Annotated in this window: 17 protein-coding genes and 1 pseudogene; 4 read left to right on the top strand and 14 right to left on the bottom strand. The window is 36.8% G+C overall.

Annotated features, from left to right (window positions below):
• Positions 1–187 precede the first annotated feature (187 nt).
• From CXY28_RS07805 to CXY28_RS07795, 3 genes are read right to left on the bottom strand one after another with little or no spacing between them, the layout of a single operon-like run.
• Complete coding sequence (locus CXY28_RS07805; protein ID WP_100980346.1) at positions 188–1,438, bottom strand: restriction endonuclease subunit S; 1,251 nt, start codon at positions 1,436–1,438, stop codon at positions 188–190.
• The gene (locus CXY28_RS07800; protein ID WP_100980344.1) at positions 1,431–3,062 is read right to left on the bottom strand and encodes an N-6 DNA methylase; all 1,632 of its coding nucleotides are present in this window, start codon (positions 3,060–3,062) and stop codon (positions 1,431–1,433) included. The genes CXY28_RS07805 and CXY28_RS07800 overlap by 8 nt, the downstream gene beginning before the upstream one ends.
• Positions 3,055–5,340 (bottom strand): DEAD/DEAH box helicase family protein, encoded by a 2,286-nt coding sequence (locus CXY28_RS07795; RefSeq protein WP_232780000.1) that lies wholly within the window; start codon positions 5,338–5,340, stop codon positions 3,055–3,057. Before CXY28_RS07795 ends, CXY28_RS07800 begins: the two co-directional genes overlap by 8 nt.
• 55 nt (positions 5,341–5,395) lie before the next feature.
• Between CXY28_RS07795 and CXY28_RS08915 the strand changes: the two genes are divergently transcribed.
• Positions 5,396–5,530, top strand: coding sequence for a hypothetical protein (locus tag CXY28_RS08915; protein WP_001146212.1), 135 nt, complete (start codon positions 5,396–5,398; stop codon positions 5,528–5,530).
• Here the strand turns inward: CXY28_RS08915 and CXY28_RS08850 are convergent.
• The 10 genes and pseudogenes from CXY28_RS08850 to CXY28_RS09000 all read right to left on the bottom strand — a co-directional run bounded on the left by CXY28_RS08850 (position 5,514) and on the right by CXY28_RS09000 (position 15,392).
• A pseudogene (locus CXY28_RS08850) lies at positions 5,514–6,199 on the bottom strand (type I restriction endonuclease). The gene CXY28_RS08915 and the pseudogene CXY28_RS08850 sit on opposite strands and share 17 nt — an antisense overlap.
• A 47-nt stretch (positions 6,200–6,246) precedes the next feature.
• A complete protein-coding gene (locus CXY28_RS07790; RefSeq protein ID WP_100980342.1) occupies positions 6,247–8,142 on the bottom strand; it encodes a motility associated factor glycosyltransferase family protein in 1,896 nt (631 codons plus the stop codon).
• Positions 8,143–8,167: 25 nt separating this feature from the next.
• Positions 8,168–8,935, bottom strand: coding sequence for a TerB family tellurite resistance protein (locus tag CXY28_RS07785; RefSeq protein WP_100980340.1), 768 nt, complete (start codon positions 8,933–8,935; stop codon positions 8,168–8,170).
• Between the two features lie 9 nt (positions 8,936–8,944).
• Complete coding sequence (locus CXY28_RS07780) at positions 8,945–9,259, bottom strand: hypothetical protein (protein ID WP_001861281.1); 315 nt, start codon at positions 9,257–9,259, stop codon at positions 8,945–8,947.
• Between the two features lies 1 nt (position 9,260).
• The gene (locus CXY28_RS07775; protein WP_100980338.1) at positions 9,261–10,748 is read right to left on the bottom strand and encodes a DUF5644 domain-containing protein; all 1,488 of its coding nucleotides are present in this window, start codon (positions 10,746–10,748) and stop codon (positions 9,261–9,263) included.
• A gap of 11 nt (positions 10,749–10,759) precedes the next feature.
• Positions 10,760–11,248 carry a hypothetical protein gene (locus CXY28_RS07770; protein WP_100980336.1) on the bottom strand — a complete coding sequence of 163 codons (489 nt, stop codon included), beginning with the start codon at positions 11,246–11,248 and terminating at the stop codon, positions 10,760–10,762.
• Positions 11,233–12,969: a M3 family oligoendopeptidase gene (locus tag CXY28_RS07765; RefSeq protein ID WP_100980334.1), complete on the bottom strand. Its 1,737-nt coding sequence runs from the start codon at positions 12,967–12,969 to the stop codon at positions 11,233–11,235. Before CXY28_RS07765 ends, CXY28_RS07770 begins: the two co-directional genes overlap by 16 nt.
• A 97-nt stretch (positions 12,970–13,066) precedes the next feature.
• Complete coding sequence (locus tag CXY28_RS07760; RefSeq protein ID WP_000431945.1) at positions 13,067–14,317, bottom strand: cation:proton antiporter; 1,251 nt, start codon at positions 14,315–14,317, stop codon at positions 13,067–13,069.
• Positions 14,318–14,635: 318 nt separating this feature from the next.
• Positions 14,636–15,196, bottom strand: coding sequence for an outer membrane beta-barrel protein (locus CXY28_RS07755; protein ID WP_100980332.1), 561 nt, complete (start codon positions 15,194–15,196; stop codon positions 14,636–14,638).
• 43 nt (positions 15,197–15,239) lie between these two features.
• Positions 15,240–15,392: a hypothetical protein gene (locus CXY28_RS09000; RefSeq protein WP_024118580.1), complete on the bottom strand. Its 153-nt coding sequence runs from the start codon at positions 15,390–15,392 to the stop codon at positions 15,240–15,242.
• Between the two features lie 28 nt (positions 15,393–15,420).
• On the opposite strand from CXY28_RS09000, the gene modA reads away from it, so the two are divergent.
• Genes modA through CXY28_RS07735 form a run of 3 tightly spaced genes read left to right on the top strand, consistent with a single transcriptional unit; the run spans position 15,421 to position 17,651 of the window.
• On the top strand, positions 15,421–16,161 hold the full coding sequence (modA, locus tag CXY28_RS07745; RefSeq protein ID WP_100980330.1) for a molybdate ABC transporter substrate-binding protein: 741 nt from the start codon (positions 15,421–15,423) through the stop codon (positions 16,159–16,161).
• A 21-nt stretch (positions 16,162–16,182) separates the two neighbouring features.
• Positions 16,183–16,857, top strand: coding sequence for a molybdate ABC transporter permease subunit (gene modB / locus CXY28_RS07740; RefSeq protein WP_000349418.1), 675 nt, complete (start codon positions 16,183–16,185; stop codon positions 16,855–16,857).
• The gene (locus tag CXY28_RS07735) at positions 16,854–17,651 is read left to right on the top strand and encodes an ATP-binding cassette domain-containing protein (protein WP_100978005.1); all 798 of its coding nucleotides are present in this window, start codon (positions 16,854–16,856) and stop codon (positions 17,649–17,651) included. The genes modB and CXY28_RS07735 overlap by 4 nt, the downstream gene beginning before the upstream one ends.
• A gap of 114 nt (positions 17,652–17,765) precedes the next feature.
• Here the strand turns inward: CXY28_RS07735 and gltX are convergent, their stop codons facing one another.
• Positions 17,766–19,157, bottom strand: coding sequence for a glutamate--tRNA ligase (gltX, locus tag CXY28_RS07730; RefSeq protein ID WP_100980328.1), 1,392 nt, complete (start codon positions 19,155–19,157; stop codon positions 17,766–17,768).
• Between the last annotated feature and the right edge of the window lie 234 nt (positions 19,158–19,391).

Genomic DNA, 19,391 nt, shown 5'->3' with positions numbered 1-19,391 from the left:
ACAAAACACAAAAAAATGCTCAAAGGCATTTTTTAAAATAAAAATATAAAAGAGCTTGACGCTAGTCAAGTGATAGCTTATTGAAAAAGCGGTCTTGGGGGTTAGGGGGATTTTAAGGGGGTTAAGGGGGTATTATCGCAAAATACCCCCTATCCCCTTAAGGAAATGAGTTTTACTATAAGATTTTTTATTTAGGTTTGACTTGTTGTGTTAAAAGTAGGGGGAGTAGGAAGTCTCTGAGCGCGGTTAGGGTTTGGGTTTCAATGATGTTATTAGATATTTTTTCATAGAGTGGTTTAGTTATTTTAGAATAATTATCTAATAACTCTTTATTTGGTATAAGAATGAAAATATAGTCTAGTGCCTCAATGTTGATAGCTTTTTGTGTAGCGCCGGTCGCTAGATTATTTTTTCTTGTTTCAAAAGGGGAGTATTTAATCGTGGAAGCTATGTATTCAAAAGTATGTTTTTGACATTGTAAGCCACAAAAACCTGTTGATAATATGCTTTCTTTTATCCATGATTGCATGTGTTGGTTTAAAAATAAGTGTTTTTTAGTGTCTTTCATTTTGGCAAACCATACTGAATGGATAGCGGGTTGCATGTTGGCTCTATTAGGGCGTTTGTCATAGCTAACTTTAAGTCCTTGATTAAGAGATAGGGTTTCTTGTATATGTTTTGTTTCATAATACACTTTTTGTTTAAAGGGGGTTACTCCGGTTTTGATTGCGTTACATAGGGGATTATCCCCTAGCGTTTTAACTTCAAAATCGTTAGGTATAAGGCGGTTTAATTTTTTAGAAAATTTCATTTTCCCGCCGCTAGTTTGATAGGGTTTGTTGTTTTCATCTAAAAAATCAAAACGAACGAAGTATTGCTCATAAAGAAGTTCTAGGATCTTGTGTAAAAGCTCATTGATTTTGTGGTTGTTCTCTATTTTTTGATCTAGGATAGAAAGCGTGCGGGCTATTTTTTGTTGTTCGTAATAGGTAGGGGGTATCTCAACTTTGAATAGACCTAAAGTAGCCCCTGAAACTTCTTTAAAAGTAGTTCCGCCCCCTATGTTAGAGATGTTATCCTTATGGTATTTGAGTAAGTAGTATAAAAATTCAAAATAAATTTTTTTGTTAGGGATAATGCTTTTAAAACCTTGATTGGTGCATAGCCTTTTTTCAGCAATTGCCACATAACCTATGGGAGCTCTTGAAGAAAATAAAATGGCATGTTTTGGGAGTAACACACAAGAGCATGACTTAAATCCTAAGCGTGAAATGCTGCGGCTGCCTTTTTTAATGTAACGCCCTTGTAAAGTGGATAAATCTTTAGGGGTAATCCAAGCAATTTTATTGCCATAATTTTTAAGGTTATTGGTAGGTGGGGTAGAGCCTCCAAATATTTTTCCTAAATCTTTTAAACAAAATGTTTGCCACTCACTCAAACCTAACCCCTTTTAAAGTTTCTAAAATTTCTTGTTGCAAGCTCTGGCTTTCATCAAAAAGGCTTGTGAGTTCGCTTGAATATTTTTGCATTAAGTGTTCAAACTCCGCTTGGCTGATTTTCTCGCTGGTGTCTTCTATAATGAAATACTGACCGGGGTTTAGAGAATAGTTTTTTTCTGTGATTTCATCAAAAGAAACCAGAGCGCAAAAATCTGATTTTGGGGTTTTGTTGTTAAAAGTTTCTAAAATCAAATCAATATCGCTCCTTTTTAAGCGCATTTTTTTGTTTTTGTTTTCGGTGTATTTTTCGCCGAGTTTGGAAGCGTCAATCAAAATGACTTCCTTTGCGCTTGGCGTTTTTTGAAAAAAGATGATGCTCACATTCGTGCCGGTGTTGGCAAAAACTTGACTGGGCATGCAAACCACCCCATAAACGAGCTTTTCATCCACTAAATGCCTGACAATCTTATTTTCTACCCCGCTTTTAGCGCTAATGAATCCGGTTGGCACGATAATAGCCCCCTTACCTTTATCGCTAAGCATGTTTAGGCAATGCTGGAAAAAGAGCGTGTAAATGGGCATTTTGCTTTTATCGTTTTTAGGGATATTAGGCACGCCTAAGAAAAAATCGTTTTTGTTTTGCGAAATTTCGGCATGCTCGTTGGAAAAATCCAGCTTGAAAGGGGGGTTACTCACGATGAAATCCATTTTCCCTTTAAGGTCTTTAGAATGGTAGGGGTTGGTTAAAGTGTTTCCCTCAATGGCGTTTTTTAAAGAGTGGGTCAAGTCGTTTAAAATCAAGTTGAGTTTGAGCATTCTTAAGGATTTTTGCGAAATGTCTTGGGCATAAAGGGTGCAAGAATCCGTGCCTATTTGGTGGGCTAATGCCATTAAAAGCGTTCCTGTGCCGGCGCTTGGGTCATAGATTTTGACGCTTTGAGTCGGCTCATTAATTAAAAGCTTAGCAATGATGCTAGCGATGCTTAAAGGGGTGTAGTATTCGGCGTATTTCCCTCCGCCGGCGTTATTGTAATCTTTGATTAAGTATTCAAAAATGGGGGCGAAAAAATCATAGCCTTGTTGGTTTTGTAGGTTTAAAAAAGCTTGTTTGAAATTAAAATTTTTGAGTTTGTCTAATAAAACTCTGGTAAAATTAGCCCTTTTGGATTCTTCATTAATGTATGGTGAGATGCTTTCAAATAAAGCGATAGTGGTTTTGTCCGTGCTTGTGGTGTTAAAAAGCTCGGCATTATTGCTAGAAATACGATTAAAAATAGCGTCTAGCTTTAGGTGTAAATCGTTATCGTTAAAATGTTTTTCAAAAAGATAGCTTAAAAGATCATCATAAGCGAGTTTGGGGAGTTTTTTATCGCTTAAGGTGAGGAAAAAACCTTCTTTTTCTTCTTCGTTCAAGTCTTTGTAATCTCGTATCGTTTGGTTGGGGAATTCTTGTTCAAAAAAGAATTCAAACTTATCGCATAAGAATTTATACAAAAAGCATTGCGTGATGATCTTGTATTCGTTGCCGTCATTCCCTAAACCAAAACTCGTGCAAATGACTTTTAAATCATCAATGAGGCTTAGGGTGTCTTGTTTGATTTGCAATAAAGCGTTATTAGGCATGTGAATTTCCTTGATTGTAATGTTGTGGGAGTTCGTTAAAAAGGGTTTGAGTAATAAATTCTGTTTCTTTTTGTAAATCTTTTAAGGAGGGGTTTTTGTTGAAAGCGTCCCTTAATTCTACTTTTATGGCAGTTTTTAGGGTGGTTTCTTCGTTTAAGATTTCTTGACGTTTAGAAATGCGCGCATCAAGAGCTTTTTTGAGCACGCTTAAAAGCGTGAAAATTCCCTTAGAAATGTTTTCTTCCATAAGGCGCTTATGAAGGCGTTTGTGCGTGATCGCATAAGATAAATCATTATCGTATTTATTTAATAAGTGGGTGGTTTGTTCTTTGTGTTGTTTGAGTTGTGAAATGATCGCATCATAGGAATGAGAAATTTCCTCAAAATTCTGGCTTATTGCGGGCGTTTGGAGCAGTTTTGAAAAGTCTTTATAAAACTTTTGGATTTCTTTATCTTGTTGATCCGGGATTTTTTCTAAAATCTCTTTAACTTGTTCTTGTTTGGTGCTAATCTCTTCTTGTTCTTTAAAGCGTAATTCTTTGCATTCTTTAAACTCTATTTTAAAGTCTAAAAGAGCGATGAGGTCTTCTAAAATAATTAAATCGTTTGGGTTTTTAGGCTCATTGATGTTTTTTAACGCATGGAGGTGTTTGGCTTTTTGATGAAGCATTGAAGAGATTTTATGGATCTTTTCAATATCAATTTTTTCTTTTAAGGAAAGGATTTTTTCATCATTAGAAGTGCGGATTAAATTGTAGCGCTCTTTGAGCGTGTTAATGGCGCACGAGACTTTTAAAAGCTCGTCCATTTTGCTCATGCTGACAATGGCGCTAGTCATGGCCTCTATATTGTCAATGGGGTAATCAAAAAGATCGTCATAGGCGTTTTTAATGTCTTCTTCTAAAATCTTACGATCCGCAAACATGTCTTTGATATTGGAATCGCTATTGGCGCCACTTTGGTTGAATTGGTTTAATTCTTTCAAGTAATCATCAGTCGTTTTGTCAAAATTCTCTTGAATCCCTACAAAATCTATAAGATAGCCAAAAGACATGTTGTTATAGGGGCGATTCACTCTGGCTAGGGCTTGGAGCAAATTGTGATCTTTTAATTCTCTGTGGATATAAAGGCGTTTGAGACTGGGTAAATCAAAGCCGGTTAAAAGCATGTTAAACACAAAGACTATATCAGTATCTCCATGTTTAAAAGAATAAATCTTTTCTTTGACTTCTTGTTCGTCATGCAAAATCAGGCTGGATTGGAGTTTGTTTAAAATTTTTAAGTTAGGGTTTTCTTGAAAGACTTCTTCTTGGACTTCATTAAAAAGACAATCAGCCAATTTGGCCTGCTTGTTTGAAAAACAAACCACCATCGCCTTTAAGCGTTCGTCGTTGTCATGCAGTTGTCTGAAATTCAATAAATCTCTAATGATATAAGAGAGCATTTCTTTAATGTATTTTTCATCATTAAAAATCGTTTCTTTTTTAACCTCTATGTCTTCAATAATGACGCTTTCTTGTAAAAGGCGGTAGATTTTTTGTAGTTTTTCTTTGTAGCTCGTTTCAATGCTTTCTAACTGGAGTGTTAGGGTGTGTCTGTCTTTAATGGATTCGGTATAAGAATAGGTGTGCAAGTAGTTGCCAAAAGTTTTTTTAGTGGCTTTATCTTGCGTGTTGTCTTCTAATAGGGGCGTGCCTGTGAGGGCGATTTTAATCGCTGTCTTGTCGCATTCTATCAAATTAGCGTAAAAACAGCCTCTAGGGTCATAGCTCCTGTGGGCTTCATCTATGATAAACACCCTTTGTAAATTGCGGCTGTTTTGAATGGATTCTTGTAATTCTGTTTTAGAAATGATTTCTTTAGGAGCGCTATTAGAGGGGTCTTCATTGGGGGCTTTTTCTTCATTGGGGGCTTTGAATTTTTGGATATTCACAACGATGATTTCATCATTCCCTTGAGGGTTTTCAAACACGCTAGAGCTTTTTAATTTTTGGCTCAAATCCTCTTTATTTTCTGCCTCATGCGCACAAAGGCCTCTTTTTAAAAACTCGCTTTTGGCTTGCTCTAATAAATCCAACCTGTCCACAATAAAATAAAATTTAGTCTTTTTTCCTAGCGGGCTAAAAAAGTCTCTTATGAGTTTGGTTAAATGATAGGTTAAAGCGGTTTTGCCGCTGCCTTGCGTGTGCCAAATGATGCCTTTTAGGGGGTCTTTTGGGTTTGGGTTAGTTCCATAATGTTTTTGTAATTCTTTTAAAACATTCAAGCTCGCAAACATCTGCGCGTAACGCCAAATGTGTTTTTTAAACTCTGATTTTTCTTGTAAGAAACTGATGCCGTATTTTAGGATAAAGCAAAGCCTTTTTGGGGAGCAAAACGAAGTTAAAAGGGCGTTTGTGGGGGTGTCTTTAGGGCTTTTTAGGCAGTCGGTGTTTTTAAGGTTGAATTCGTTTAAGACGCTTTTTTGAATTTCTTCAAGCGATCGATGGTTTTGATGATTTTGATGATTTTCGGGGGGGGGGGGTAATATCTAGCTTATCAGCTTCAATAAAGCGTTGAAAAACAGGCGAATAAGAAGCGCTATAAAATGTGCCTTGATCGGGGTTTTTTTCATCATAGGGTAAGTTATCGCTAAAGAGCCAGATTTGCGCAAGGTTATAAAAAACTTTGTTTTCGGGGTTTTTATAGCGTTTGATATGGCGATCTTTTTCCTCTTTAATGCCTTGTCCGGCTAAAGGCTGTTTAACTTCTATATCCACCAAAGGCAAGCCATTGATAAAAAGGGTGATGTCAGGCCTAAAGGATTTATAGGGTAATTCAGCCATCATTTCATAAAGATTGTTGTTAGGATTGTCAAAGTCTATGATTTGATTCTCGCTTTTGAGCAAGTATTCATAAAAGCTTTTGCCCAAATCATCATAATTCAAGCGTTTTTTCATTTCAGCAAGCGTTTCTTGTGCGTTTTTAGTGGGGTTTAACCGCTTAAACGCTTGAATGAAGCTCTCTGTTAAGATATTAGTGTCCGTGTCTAGGTTAGGCTTATTTTCTTTAGAATTAGTGGGAATAAAATCATAGCCCAACTTGGCTAAATGCATTAAGGCGGGGATTTGAACCCTTGTGATTTCATTGTATGGCATGAACACCCCTTTGATTTAAGGTTGTTATTATAATGTAAAAATAAAAATCATGGTTGTTTGAGTCGCATTTGCAATAACAAACAAGCTTCTTTAAGGAATTGTTTTAAGGCGTTTTGAGAGTGGTTAATGAAATGCGTCAGCTCATTTTCTTTAAGATGCAATGAAACGATTAGAACGCTTTGTAAGATATGAGCGATACTCCCTTCAAATAAAATGCCTATAGTGGGGGTTTTAGCGCTGGCTGTTTGGCAAAACCCACTCAAGCTATCCACCCATTCAAATATTTCTTGCTTGGTTTTACAAGGCGTGTTTAAATGCGTGAAAAAATTCTCTTTAAAACGAATCAGATTTTTTTGTAAATTGTTTAAATCCTTAGCATGATTATTTTTAGGGCTAAACATGCTTTTAATGCGAGCGATAGCGTCTTGTTTGTTGATTTGTTTTAATTTCACTTGAGAGAGATTAAGGCTAACAGCATGCTTGATTTTAGCCCCATAACTTAAATTATAGACTTTTTTAGGCTGGTAATGATGAAGGGCTTCTTCAATCCTTTCTTTAGAGAGCAAAAAGAGTGAGTCGCTAAAAGTTTCATAACCTTTAAAATTACCCTCTATGCTGATTAAAGATGAGGTGTCAATCTCTTTTTCGTCCCCATAATAGGAATTTTGAGCATGCTTTTTAAACCCTTTGATATAAGCGCAATCTAAAGCGCACAAATAAATTTCATCGCTCATCAAACCCGCTAAAGCCACCCCGGCATTACCCACAAAAGGCGCTGCGTATTCTATGCTTAAAGGGCTTATATACGCGCAAGCGCTCCCCCCACGCATAAACATCAACGCTTCTTTGGCTGCATTAAAAGCGTTAGGATTGAGCATGTTAGCCCCCATTAAGGGGGTGTCTTCTAGAGGGGCTTTTTCTAAAACCTCCTTAAGATAGTCTATGCGCTCCACTTCTATTTGAAAATCCACTTTAACGCCGTGCGTTTTTAAAGGTTTTAAAGCGGTTCCGCATGAAAAAATGATGCAATTTTTTTCATTTTCTTTTAAAAAATCTAGCAATAAATCCAGGCTTGGCCCATTACCCACTACGCAAATGGGGGTGTTGATCTTTTGGGGTTTGGTTTTTAGGGTTTGGTATAAGGGTAAGTTTTTGAGCGTGTTCTTTAGCCCTAGCAATTCATCTTCAAAACTCCCCCAACCCCTTAAGGCTTGTTTGTAATAGCTTTGAATGTTTTCTCGCATGCGCGAATTAAAAGCGCTTTTATAGGGCATGATTTCTAATTTTAAAAAAGAATGCGTAACAGGGCGTTTCAAAAAATCCATTTTCAATTCATTAGGGTTAAAAAACCCTTGAATAAAGAGTTTAGCCCCTTTTGTAATCAAATCTTCATAACGCGCAAAATAACAACTGATTTTAAACAAATCTAAATTTTCTTCAAACAAATAAAGCGAATGGAAGCGGTAATTTTGAGCCTGTAAAATGGCCAAAAACAAGCCGTCTAAAACGCCATAAATCATGGTAGGGGGTAAGAATTTCTCTAAAGAGCAAGGCGTTTGATAATGATTTAAAAAGTTTAAGATCGCATGCGTGGCTTTAAGGGTTAGGGGGAGTTTGGGGTTGTTTTGAGATTTTAAATAATGTAAAGAGAGGTGGTTATTGTCTAATGACCATCTGGGATTATTCAGGGGGTTAGAAGCCATGTTGAAAGCGGTTTCTATCATTTGATTTTCAGGGTAGCTTAAAGCGTTTGTAGGCGTGTGTAAGAGGTTGAAGTGGTTTTTTTCAAAAAGCAATTGGTAATTTTTAAAAGGCGTATTGAGAGCGTTAAACAGATTGGGGTGATAGGATTTGAAAAAAACTAAATTATCCCTAAAACGCTTTGAAATTTCTTTTTCTAAAAAGGGCGCATCAAAAGATTCTAGGGCTTTTAAAAAGGGCATGTAATGGCCTTTTTCATCACACCCCTTAGGAGTCTTTTAAATCATTTTCTAAAAGTTGGGAAGCGAGGGCGATTTTTTTCAACGAGATAAAATCTTGTTCGCTGTAGCGTTTGTTGTCATTCATTTTATGGTAGTAGGGGGTGCTTAAATTTAGGGCTTTTTCCTCTAAATCTTGCTTGGTGGTGTGAGTTTGGATTTCAAAAAGACTTTTTGCTTCTTCTAAAGACATAGGGATTTCTATTGCATTGAAGCGTTCAAAATTATCATAAAGCTCGTTAAAATCGTGATTGTCTATCTGCAAAAACGCCCCCACATCTAAAAACAATTCTTTTTCTTTGCTATCCAAGATCCCATCAGCATAGGCTAATAACATAAGAAATTCCACTAATTTTAAGCGTTTGGTGTATTCCCCATGCGTGTGCTCAGCGATTTCTTGGCATAAGGATTCAAAATTTTCTTTTTTATCTATAGGCTCATTGAGAAGCTCTTTGGCTAAATTTTGCTGTTCGCTGTTTAAGGGTTGCTCTAATTCATTGATAAAAAGCGTTCTTAAAGCGTTATCCAAAGCGTTTTTTTGAATGTCTAAAAACTTTAAAAGACGCATATACGCACCCGTTTGGGTTTGCTTGAATTTGTCTAGGGGGCTAGATTGCGCTAACAAATAGGGGTCATTTTTCAAGTCGTATTCTTCGGTTTTGGTTTTAGGGTTTAGGGGGTTTTTCAAATATTCTTTGAGGGTGTTGTAAAAATAAAACAACACAACCGCCGCAACAATTAATAAAATGATTTCCATTTTTTTCCTTTATGAGTATTTTTTCATTTGTTCTTTAAGATCTTGTTTTTGCCTGCTCTCTCGCTCTTTTTTGGCTTGATAGAGGCGCATTTGCTCTTCTTTTTGCTTGTCTTGTAAGATCATTTTCCTCTCATGGTTTTTTTTAAGCCGTTCTATGTATTCTTCTCGTTTTTCTGGGTCTTGGAAACTCACAGGGCGGATGAAAAAAACAAACAAAATCAACACAAAAATCCCTATAGCGACAATTTCAGAGCCTTCGCCATTGAAAGCATACCAAAGCCCCCCCATCAAAGAAGCGAGTGCAAGTTTCAAAAAAGCGTTCATTTTAAATGAAAGTAACCTTATGATAATGTGCATCAAGCCCTAAAGCTTGTGCGTTTTTTTCCCCCATAGCCATTAGCGCGATTTGAGGTAAAAACAAAGTGGGGGTGTTGTCATTATCTCTTTTATAAATTTTTGAAGCTTTTAAACTTAAATTTTCAAAAGCGTGAAAAAGCCCTAAAGAATGCGCGATTAAAAAATCTGCCCCTAAATCAATCCCTAAATAGCGTAAATGCGCGCACTGGAGTAAGCCGCTTGCTTCATTGACTTCTAAAAGGGGGGCGTAATTTTGAAAAGACTCTAAAAAATGGGGGGCTTTTAAATGGATTTTATTGAAAAAAGGATCGCTTTGTTTGATGCGAGAAAATTCAGCCCCCACAAACGCATCAAAAGGGCTTTTCAATTCCCATGCCAAAAATTCATTAACCCACTCATTAAGATAGACCACCTCAACGCCTTTTTCATAAACAAGCTGGTATTTTTTCAATTTTTCATTGACAGAGTCGATGATTTCAGGGTTGTTGTCTAAAACTTCTTTAGCATGCAAGATATTCAAATACGCGTCTTCTTCGCAAAAAATGAGCGAAACGCCATTGGCTTTGGCTAGAGCCAGATTATACGCAGAAGCCGTGAGAAAATCATGCGTGCTGATAATCTTCCCATAATAGCCCCCATCATAACAAAAAGGCAGATCAATGATTTTTTGCCCCATTTTTTCTAAATAGAGCTTAGCGCTTTTTAGGAGTGCTTGCACGTCTAAATGCTTCGCATAAGCGTTAAAGAGCGCGCAAGTTTTAGGGGGGTTAGGCGTTTTAGGGGGGTTAGAGTTGTATTGAAAAAGGCTTAAAAGGTTTTTAGAAAAATCTTTCCATGGCTTGATTTTGGAATTGGTTAGGATTTCTTGCAATTCATAGATTTCATGGTCAATGTTGTCATCGTTTTTATAGAGGTAATGCGCCACGCTTAAAAAATTCATCACGCCGCTTTCAGGCTGAGAAATCATCTCTAATAACCGGTTGCGCTCTGTAGGGTAGCGCTTCATCAGCCATTTAACATACAAGAAAAAGCCATCGCCTAGATATTTAGGGTTTGTTTGGGGGTTGATAAAATTGATTTGAATAAACTTTTCTAATTCTTCTTTTTCGCCTTTAGTGATGTAGGGGACTTGTTTGAAAAAATCTTCATAGTTTTTTAAAACCGCCTTTTCATCAATCATCAAGTCTTTTAAAGCGTATCGTTTGGATAGGGGATCTAGCACCCATTCTTTAGAAAAAAACGCCACCAAATCGCTCACTTTAGCGTCTTCAAACACCGCAATTTGGTTGATTTTAAGCGCGATATTTTCATTATAACTCACGCCTTTGAGTTGTTTTAAAAGATCCAAAAGGTATTGATCTTCTTGGTATTCTAAAAAATAAGACTCATAAGCAGGGTTGTAATCTTTGTTGGTTTCAAAACGAAAGACTTTTACATGCAATTTCAAAACGCTCATCAATTAGTCCTTTAGTTTTTGTGTAAATTTTCTAAAATCGCACGGTTTTTGGAATTGGAAAAAAGAGCCTCTTTAGAGTCCAGCCATTCTTTAGACTCTCGCTCGTCTTTTTTTGGCTCTTGTGTGATTGGCTCTTCTTTTTGAAACAATTCAAGCGAATCGCAACGATTGAATAAAACGGCATTTTCATTTTTTTCTTTAATAAGGATTTGAATGATGCCAGGAAGTTTTACTTGAACCACGCTGCCAATATTGTTAGGGCCAAACCCGGCTTCAAATTGCACGCTTTGCGCGTCAATCATCAAGCTTTCTAAGGTGTATCCGGCTAAAACAAACAGCACTAACGTGCCGAATTTTTCATGGATTTCTTTAGGGAGCTTGGGGGAAAAATCAATCGCATCTCTTTCACACAAAAGGTTAAAACTCAAATGGTTTTTGGACAGAAATTGCAAGTATTCAATGCAATGCTTGTTGTTTAAAAGCCTTAATTCTCTTTGCATGCGAGCAACCTTTCAAATTCTTCTAACAAATGACGCACCTCTTGCATGCCAATTTCCCAAAATTCTTTGCTATCAATATCAAAGCCAAACATGGACACTAATTCTTTAGGGCTTTTTGACCCTCCTAAGCTCAAAAATTCCGTGTAAGTTTTAACAAATTCTTTAGCGTCGCTTTTTTTATAAAGCCCATAAAGCGCTAAAGTTAAAAGCTGCCCGTAACTATAAGCGTAGCAATAAAAAGGCGAATGGATAAAATGGGGGATATAGCTCCACCATAAATGGTAGTTTTTAGTGAGTTTCACGCTCTTTTCAAACATTCTTTGATTTTCTTCAAACCAGATTCGATCAAAATCTTTGGTGTCTAATTCTTCATCCATTTCATGGATTCTTCTTTCAAAATTAGTCATCACCACTTGCCTAAAAAGGGTAGAAAAAATATCTTCTAATTTGCCTACCAGCATGAAAAGGAGTTCATCAGATTTTAAACCCTTTTTCAAATGCTCAAAAAACAGCATTTCAGAAAAGACAGAAGCGGTTTCTGCGGTGGTTAAGGGCGTATCCATGTTCAATACGCCTTGTTTTTTGGATAGTTCTTGGTGGATCATATGCCCAAATTCATGAGCGATAGTGAAAGCGTCTCGGCGGTTTCCTGTGTAGTTTAACAATACATAAGGGTGAGCGCTAGGCACTCCGCCATGGCTAAAAGCCCCACCTTGCTTAAAGTCTTTAGGGTGTGAATCCACCCAGCCTTCTTTGATCGCTTTAGAAGCGATTTTATGGAATTCTGGGCTAAAGGCTTTAAGGGTGTTAAGCACTTCTTCTAAAGCTTGAGAATAAGTCATGGTGGTATGTTTATCGCTTAAAGGGGCGTAGCGATCGTAGTCTTTGAGTTTATGCCCTAAAATTTGCGCTTTTTGATGGTAATAACGATGCACTAAAGAAAAATTAGCGTTCACAATCTCTATCATGCTATCCACGCTCTCTTGCGAGATCTGGTTGTCAATGTGGCGGAAACTCTCTTTTTTATCGTATTTTCTCAGCCTGGTTTCAATGAGCAAATCTTTACGCACCATGTTTAAAATGTAAGTGAGCAAAGGGCGGGATTTTTCTAACGCTTTGCTGAAAGCTTTTTGGGATTTTTTACGGATCTTGCGTTTGGGGTTGTGCAAGAGGGCTAAAATTTCTTCTTCGCTTAAATTTTGCTCTTCAAAAGGGATTTTCAAAGAAGAAAAATGCTCATCAAAAAGACGGCTAAACGCACCCACTCCCACAGGTGAAAGGGCTAGAGCGATCTTTTCTTCATCTAAATTTAAGGTGTGCTTTTTCTTTTCTATGAGATTGTTTAGATAAAAAGCATGGTCTTTGCATTTTTTAATGAAAGCGAGTTGTTTTTTGGCGTCTAAATTCTTAAATTCAATTTCAAAGAATAAAAGGTGTTGTTGGATATTTGCGCAAGCCATTTCGCACTGCGAATAAAACTTCGCTTCTTTAGTGTTCTTAGCAAAAAGCAATTGAGCGTAAGTCATCGCTCTAGAAATTTTTTCTGACAAATTTTCGTAATGTTTAAGAGCGTCGGCAAATTTTGTAGCGTCTAAATTCTTAAGGTTATTTTGATAAGTGCTCTCAAATTCTTGCACTTCTGTTTGTAAGGTTTTTAAAAATTCTTCTGCACTTTCTTTATTTTCAAATAAAGCGCTTAAATCCCATTCTTGTTCTTTCATGAAATCCCCTTTTTATACCAATTTGGAGTTAAAATATGCTTGTATTTTAACATAACACTGACAATACAAGCAAACTTATCATTTGGTTTTTGCACCATTATTTTTTAGCCGGCTCATTTTCTTGGCTCTTTTGGTGCAAAATAAATTGAGCGATAGATTCTAGGTATTTTAAAATAAAAGGGGTTGCTAACATGGAAAAGACCACCATGAGAATAAGGAGTTGGTGGATGTCATTTTGAGCGATATTTAAGATATTTTTTTGGTGCAAAAAACCAAGAATCCCTTTTTTTTCTTGCAAATTAAAGAGCTGGTGCGAGCCTGAATTTAAAAAGATAACAAAAGAAAACTCCCCGATTTGCGCCAAAGAAAGAGCGGTTTTTATGGCAGTTTTAGCATCTCTAAAAAAACGCAAGAGTGCATAAATGATAGCAGTCTTAAAACCCATCACTAAAATGAGTAAGAAGATGACAACAAAGAATTTCTCCATAAAGAAACTCACATTAATTTGCATCCCTATCGTAATGAAAAAAAGGGCTAAGAAGAGGTTTTTTAATTGTGCGAATTCCTCTTGGACATTGATTTTATAGCGCGATTTAGAAATCGCCATGCCCACAATGAACGCCCCTAAAGACATAGAAAACCCAAAAAAATGGCTCAACCCTGCTGCGCTGCAAACAATCACTAAAATCGTGCCTATAAAGATTTCAGGCAAGCGCGTGTCTTTTGCTTGCTCTAAGATGAGATTAGCCCCTTTTTTTCCAGGCAATAACAAAAGAACTAAAATAATCCCTGCTGAAATAAAGGTTTTAAGAATGAGTAAATTGACATTAGAATCTTTACTGCCTAGAATTGTCAAAATCAAAAGCATGGGAATGGCGGCAATATCTTGGAAAATCAAAATCCCCACCGCGCTCTTTCCCATAGGCGTGCTAAGCTGTTTGGAATCTTCAAAGAATTTCAGCACAATAGCGGTTGAAGAGAGCGAAAGCCCCATGCCTAAAACAAGGGAAAAAATGGGCGAAAGACCCAAAACAAAATACCCCACTAAAAAAGCGATTAAAGCGCACAAAATGACTTGTAAAAGCCCAAAAACCAGCACTTCTTGTTTGATGGATTTGAGCTTGTCAAAATTAAACTCAATGCCTATCATAAACATTAAAAAGACGATGCCAAATTCACCAATATCAGACAACAAATTAAAATCATTAATTTTAAAAAAAGCCGCTAAGACCGTTCCTGTGCAAATGTAACCAATGATAACAGGCATGTCTAATTTCTTTAAAAAGATTCCAAAGCCTACAGCAAGCCATAAGCCAGCAATAACAATATAAAGTGTGCTGTTTTCCATAAAAACCTTTCCCCAGTAGAATCAATTTGTTTTAACGAAATAAAAGCGAAACTATCCTATTAAATTGAGCCATTAAATAACACTATTAAATAAAATAATATCTATCAAATATATATAAGTAATTTATTATTTAGATCTTACTAAACCCACTTTCAAACGCCAACACCAAACGCCCTATTGAGTAAAATAAAAATTCAAACGCTAGGATTATACTGCACTAAAACAAACTTTCTATTTATAAAAAAGATTTTTGAACCCCAACCTTTTAAGAGTTGGCTAGGGTTTGATTTGATGAAGAAGAGCGGATGAAAGAACAAATTAGAAAGTAAAGACATAATCCACATACCAAGAATAGTAGCGGATAAGCCCTACATCTTTACTGCCCTGATTAACCATAGGGAATTTCACGCCCGCTTCAAACGCACTGCGATCCCCAACGCGCATTCTTCCGCCTAAATTCCATAAGAACTGGAATCTGGTTTGATTGACATCATAAGGGAACATCCAAGTGTTTCCGGCTAATTGAACGCCACCAATGAGACCTAGAGCGAATTTATCCAAAGGAATGAGATTGACAATCAAATCGCCACCGCCACCATAGGTGAGCAAATTGGTTTTGGTGTGTTCAGTCCTTGAAGTGTTAAACCAATCTAAAAAGCCATACACCCTAGCCCCAAACCACTTATTGGCAAAGCCTACAAAACCTAATTTGAAATTCAAACCATAAAGATCATTGCCATGGCGCCAATCAGAGTAATTGCTGTTATAAGGGCCATAACGACCTTGCTGATAACCCGCACCCATAAAAAACCCATTCACTTCGCCAGCCAACGCTAAACTCGTGCTCAAGCTTAAAATACAAGCAATTCTTTTGATCATAATAAATCCTTCTTGTTGAATTAAAGTTACACCCTAAAATCGGTTATTTTTCTAAAAGGTTTAATTTTTTGTCAAAGATTGAGGGTTTTAGAGTGAAAATATTGATTAAATCATAAATAAGCGGGATAGACCTACAAAACCACCTCAAACTTTTAAAATGCAAATTTTTAAGATACAAATTAGGTATAATCACCAACTTTAATCATTTAATCAAAGGGAGTTCTATGAAAAATATTTTCAAAGCGTTTGCTTTTTTAATCGTATTTTTTTCAAGCGCTCTGTTGGCACAGGATTTAACAATCGCTGCTGCTGCTAATCTCACGCACGCTTTAAAAGCCCTTGTTAAAGAATTTCAAAAAGAACACCCAAAAGACGTCATTAGAATTAGTTTTAATTCTTCAGGCAAACTCTACGCTCAAATCACTCAAAACGCCCCTTTTGATTTATTCATTTCAGCAGATATTACTAGACCCAAAAAGCTTTATGATGAAAAAATAACCCCTTTTAAAGAAGAAGTCTATGCTAAAGGCGTGTTGGTTTTATGGAGCGAAAATCTAAAAATAGATTCTTTAGAAATTCTTAAAGACCCTAAAATCAAGCGTATCGCTATGGCTAATCCTAAACTAGCCCCCTATGGAAAAGCCAGTATGGAAGTCTTAGAGAATTTAAAACTCACTTCCAGTCTTAAATCTAAAATCATTTATGGCGCTTCTATTTCTCAAGCCCATCAATTTGTCGCTACTAAAAACGCTCAAATAGGCTTTGGAGCGTTATCCTTGATGGATAAAAAAGATAAAAACCTCTCTTATTTCATCATTGATAAAGCCCTTTATAACCCTATTGAACAAGCTTTGATCATCACTAAAAATGGGGCTAATAACCCTTTAGCCAAAGTTTTTAAAGATTTTTTATTCAGCCCTAAAGCTAGAGCTATCTTTAAAGAATACGGCTATATTGTGGATTGAAACGCATAAAAAAGGCGAACAATGGATCATGAGTTTTTGATTACCATGCGTTTGAGCTTTTCTTTAGCTTTGATTACCACCCTTATTTTACTCCCTATAGGGATTTTTTTAGGCTATTTTTTAAGCCTTAAACGCAATCTTTTAACGAGCTTAACAGAAACGCTTGTGTATATGCCTTTAGTTTTACCCCCAAGCGTGCTAGGGTTTTATCTCCTTTTAATCTTTTCGCCTTCTTCTTTTTTGGGAGCGTTTTTACAAGATGTTTTCAATGTGAAACTTGTTTTTAGTTTTCAAGGGCTTATTTTAGGGAGCGTGATTTTTTCCTTACCCTTTATGGTAAGCCCCATTAAAAGCGCGTTAATTTCCTTGCCCGCTTCTTTAAAAGAAGCCAGTTATAGCTTGGGTAAGGGGGAATATTACACCCTTTTTTTTGTCCTACTCCCTAACATCAAACCCAGTTTATTGATGGCTATCATTACAACTTTTACGCACACTATAGGCGAATTTGGCGTGGTGATGATGCTTGGGGGTGATATATTAGGGGAAACAAGAGTGGCTAGCATTGCGATTTTTAACGAAACTGAAGCGCTCAATTACCCTAAAGCCCACCAATACGCCTTAACGCTCACGCTTATCAGTTTTAGCCTCTTATTTGTTACCCTATTTTTGAATAAAAAACAAAGCTCGTTTTTATGATAAAAGCGCGGTTTAAAAAACGCCTTTTAGGATCTAGGGGCGCGTTTGATTTGAATATAGACTTAGAAATTAAAGAAGCAGAAGTTGTCGCTTTATTAGGAGAATCGGGAGCGGGTAAAAGCACGATTTTACGCATTTTAGCGGGGCTTGAAGCGGTGAGTAGCGGCTATATTGAAGTCAATCGTTCAGTGTGGCTAGACACTCAAAAAAAGATTTTTTTAAAACCACAACAACGAAAAATCGGCTTTGTGTTTCAAGATTACGCCCTATTCCCTCATTTAAACGTGTATCAAAACATCGCCTTTGCCCACCCTAAAGATAAAAATAAAATCCACGAAGTGTTACGCTTAATGCGTTTAGAAAATCTAAGCCAGCAAAAAATTCTTAAACTCTCTGGCGGACAAGCCCAACGAGTCGCTTTAGCAAGAGCTTTGATCGCAGCCAAGAATCTATTGCTTTTAGATGAGCCTTTAAACGCCCTAGATAACGCCTTAAAAAACGAAGTGCAACAAGGTTTGCTTGATTTTATCAGGCGTGAAAATTTAAGCGTGTTATTAGTCAGTCATAACCCCAATGAAATAACCAAACTCGCGCAAACTTCCCTCTTTTTAAACAATGGCGTTATTAATCCTAATCAAGAAAATCGGCTTTTTTCAAACCGCTTATGGGTAAAACCTCTCTTTGAAGATGAAAATTATTGCCATTATGAGGTCATTCCTCAAACGATTAGTTTGCCCAAAGATTGTCTGAATCCAGCTTTTAAGCTTGATTTCAATCAAAACAAAAAATTTTAGAAATATTTTTTCATTTTCTCTTGAAACCCTCTTATTTTTCAAAAGGAGTTGTTTAACAACCGCTAAAATCAAACTCTTTTATTATTAGCGTTCAATGAAAACAGAGCCAATTTTTTAGTTTTTCAAAAACTTTTCTATTCTTTTGACGCTCTCTGTTTTGCCTAAAATAAAAAGGGCTTCTTTAAGGCCTATCCCACCCCCCTTGCCCAAAAGGGCTAATCTTAAAGGCTGCATGAAACTACCCGCTTTAATCTTTTCTTCTTCAATGATTTGGTGCATGGCGTTTTCTAGCGCGCTTTCATCGTTGAAATTGGTTGTATTTAATTCCAACTTAAACTTTTCTAACAAGGGCATAACGAGCGCTTGATTGAGCTTCTTAAAAACCTTTTCTTCATACTCCACAGGAGCGGTTAAAACCTCATCTATTTTAAGGGCTAATTCTTTTAAGGTTTGAGATCTTTCTTTGAGAGCGTCCAACAAACGATCCAACTGGGTGGGGTTTAAATGCGAGAGATCGCTAAAACTAAAAGGCTTTAAAAGCTTTAACAATTCCTGCGCGCTTTGGTTTTTTAAATAATGAGCGTTGAGCCAATTAAGCTTGTGCCAGCTGAAGCAACTGGGCGAAGAATTCAAATCTTTAGGATCAAATAATTCCAGTAATTCTTGCATGCTAAAAATTTCTTTATCTTGATAGCTCCACCCCAAACGCGCTAAAAAATTCACCAAAGCTTCCTTAAGATAGCCCATTTCTTGATAGTCCATCACATTAGTGGCCCCATGGCGTTTGCTTAATTTTTGCCCTTCTTCATTCAAAATCATCGGCACATGGAAAAAATTAGGGATTTTAAAATTTAAAGCCTTATAGAGAACGATTTGTTTAGGGGTGTTAGAAAGGTGATCATCGCCTCTAATCACATCAGTAATCCCCATTAAAGCGTCATCAATAGTAACCACAAAGTTATAAGTGGGCGTCCCATCGCTTCGTGCGATAATAAAATCGTCTAATTCGTTGGTATTCACTTTCACTTCGCCTTTAACCCCGTCATTAAAACCAATCACCTCATTTTGCGGGACTTTAATCCTTACCACAGGCTCTATGCCTTTAGGGGGCGTGCCTTTAAAATCACGATAACGATTGTCATAGCGTGGGGTTTCTTTCCTGGCCTTTTGTTCTTCTCTCAAAGCGTCCAACTCATCTTTACTCATGTAGCAATAATAGGCTTTGTCTTCATCTAAGAGTTTTTGGATGTATTTTTTATAAATCTCAAGGCGTCTGGATTGGTAGAGGATTTCTCCATCGTGTTCTAGCCCCACCCATTTGAAAGCCTCTATAATGGCGTTAGCCGCTTCTATGGAGTTACGGCTCAAATCCGTGTCTTCAATGCGTAAAAAAAACTTTCCTTGATTGGCTCGTGCAAAAAGATAATTGAAAATGGCTGTCCTTAAACCTCCTATGTGGAGATAGCCAGTGGGCGACGGGGCGAAGCGCGTAACGATCAAACTCATTATTCTAACCTTAAAAATAAAATGCTCTTATTGTATTCAAAAATGGCTTAAAAATGGTTTCACTTTTTTCTATTAAAATTAGTGTATGATTGAGATTATTTTTGATTAGGATCAACCCATGCAAAAAGCCTTATTACATTCATCATTCTTTTTACCTTTACTTTTATCTTTTTGTATCGCTGAAGAAAATGGGGCGTATGCGAGCGTGGGGTTTGAATATTCCATTAGTCATGC

This window comes from Helicobacter pylori (assembly GCF_002832345.1).
Taxonomy (GTDB): Bacteria; Campylobacterota; Campylobacteria; order Campylobacterales; family Helicobacteraceae; genus Helicobacter; species Helicobacter pylori_CP.
This window is presented reverse-complemented; position numbering and strand designations above follow the sequence as displayed.

What these genes read in the sequence shown, in the direction of transcription:
- CXY28_RS07800 (WP_100980344.1), bottom strand. Translation starts at nt 3,062, where the DNA reads ATGCCTAATAACGCTTTATTGCAAATCAAACAAGACACCCTAAGCCTC.
- CXY28_RS07795 (WP_232780000.1), bottom strand. Translation starts at nt 5,340, where the DNA reads ATGTTTGCGAGCTTGAATGTTTTAAAAGAATTACAAAAACATTATGGA.
- CXY28_RS08915 (WP_001146212.1), top strand. Translation starts at nt 5,396, where the DNA reads ATGCCGTATTTTAGGATAAAGCAAAGCCTTTTTGGGGAGCAAAACGAA.
- CXY28_RS07790 (WP_100980342.1), bottom strand. Translation starts at nt 8,142, where the DNA reads ATGCCCTTTTTAAAAGCCCTAGAATCTTTTGATGCGCCCTTTTTAGAA.
- CXY28_RS07785 (WP_100980340.1), bottom strand. Translation starts at nt 8,935, where the DNA reads ATGGAAATCATTTTATTAATTGTTGCGGCGGTTGTGTTGTTTTATTTT.
- CXY28_RS07780 (WP_001861281.1), bottom strand. Translation starts at nt 9,259, where the DNA reads ATGAACGCTTTTTTGAAACTTGCACTCGCTTCTTTGATGGGGGGGCTT.
- CXY28_RS07775 (WP_100980338.1), bottom strand. Translation starts at nt 10,748, where the DNA reads ATGAGCGTTTTGAAATTGCATGTAAAAGTCTTTCGTTTTGAAACCAAC.
- CXY28_RS07770 (WP_100980336.1), bottom strand. Translation starts at nt 11,248, where the DNA reads ATGCAAAGAGAATTAAGGCTTTTAAACAACAAGCATTGCATTGAATAC.
- CXY28_RS07765 (WP_100980334.1), bottom strand. Translation starts at nt 12,969, where the DNA reads ATGAAAGAACAAGAATGGGATTTAAGCGCTTTATTTGAAAATAAAGAA.
- CXY28_RS07760 (WP_000431945.1), bottom strand. Translation starts at nt 14,317, where the DNA reads ATGGAAAACAGCACACTTTATATTGTTATTGCTGGCTTATGGCTTGCT.
- CXY28_RS07755 (WP_100980332.1), bottom strand. Translation starts at nt 15,196, where the DNA reads ATGATCAAAAGAATTGCTTGTATTTTAAGCTTGAGCACGAGTTTAGCG.
- modA (WP_100980330.1), top strand. Translation starts at nt 15,421, where the DNA reads ATGAAAAATATTTTCAAAGCGTTTGCTTTTTTAATCGTATTTTTTTCA.
- modB (WP_000349418.1), top strand. Translation starts at nt 16,183, where the DNA reads ATGGATCATGAGTTTTTGATTACCATGCGTTTGAGCTTTTCTTTAGCT.
- CXY28_RS07735 (WP_100978005.1), top strand. Translation starts at nt 16,854, where the DNA reads ATGATAAAAGCGCGGTTTAAAAAACGCCTTTTAGGATCTAGGGGCGCG.
- gltX (WP_100980328.1), bottom strand. Translation starts at nt 19,157, where the DNA reads ATGAGTTTGATCGTTACGCGCTTCGCCCCGTCGCCCACTGGCTATCTC.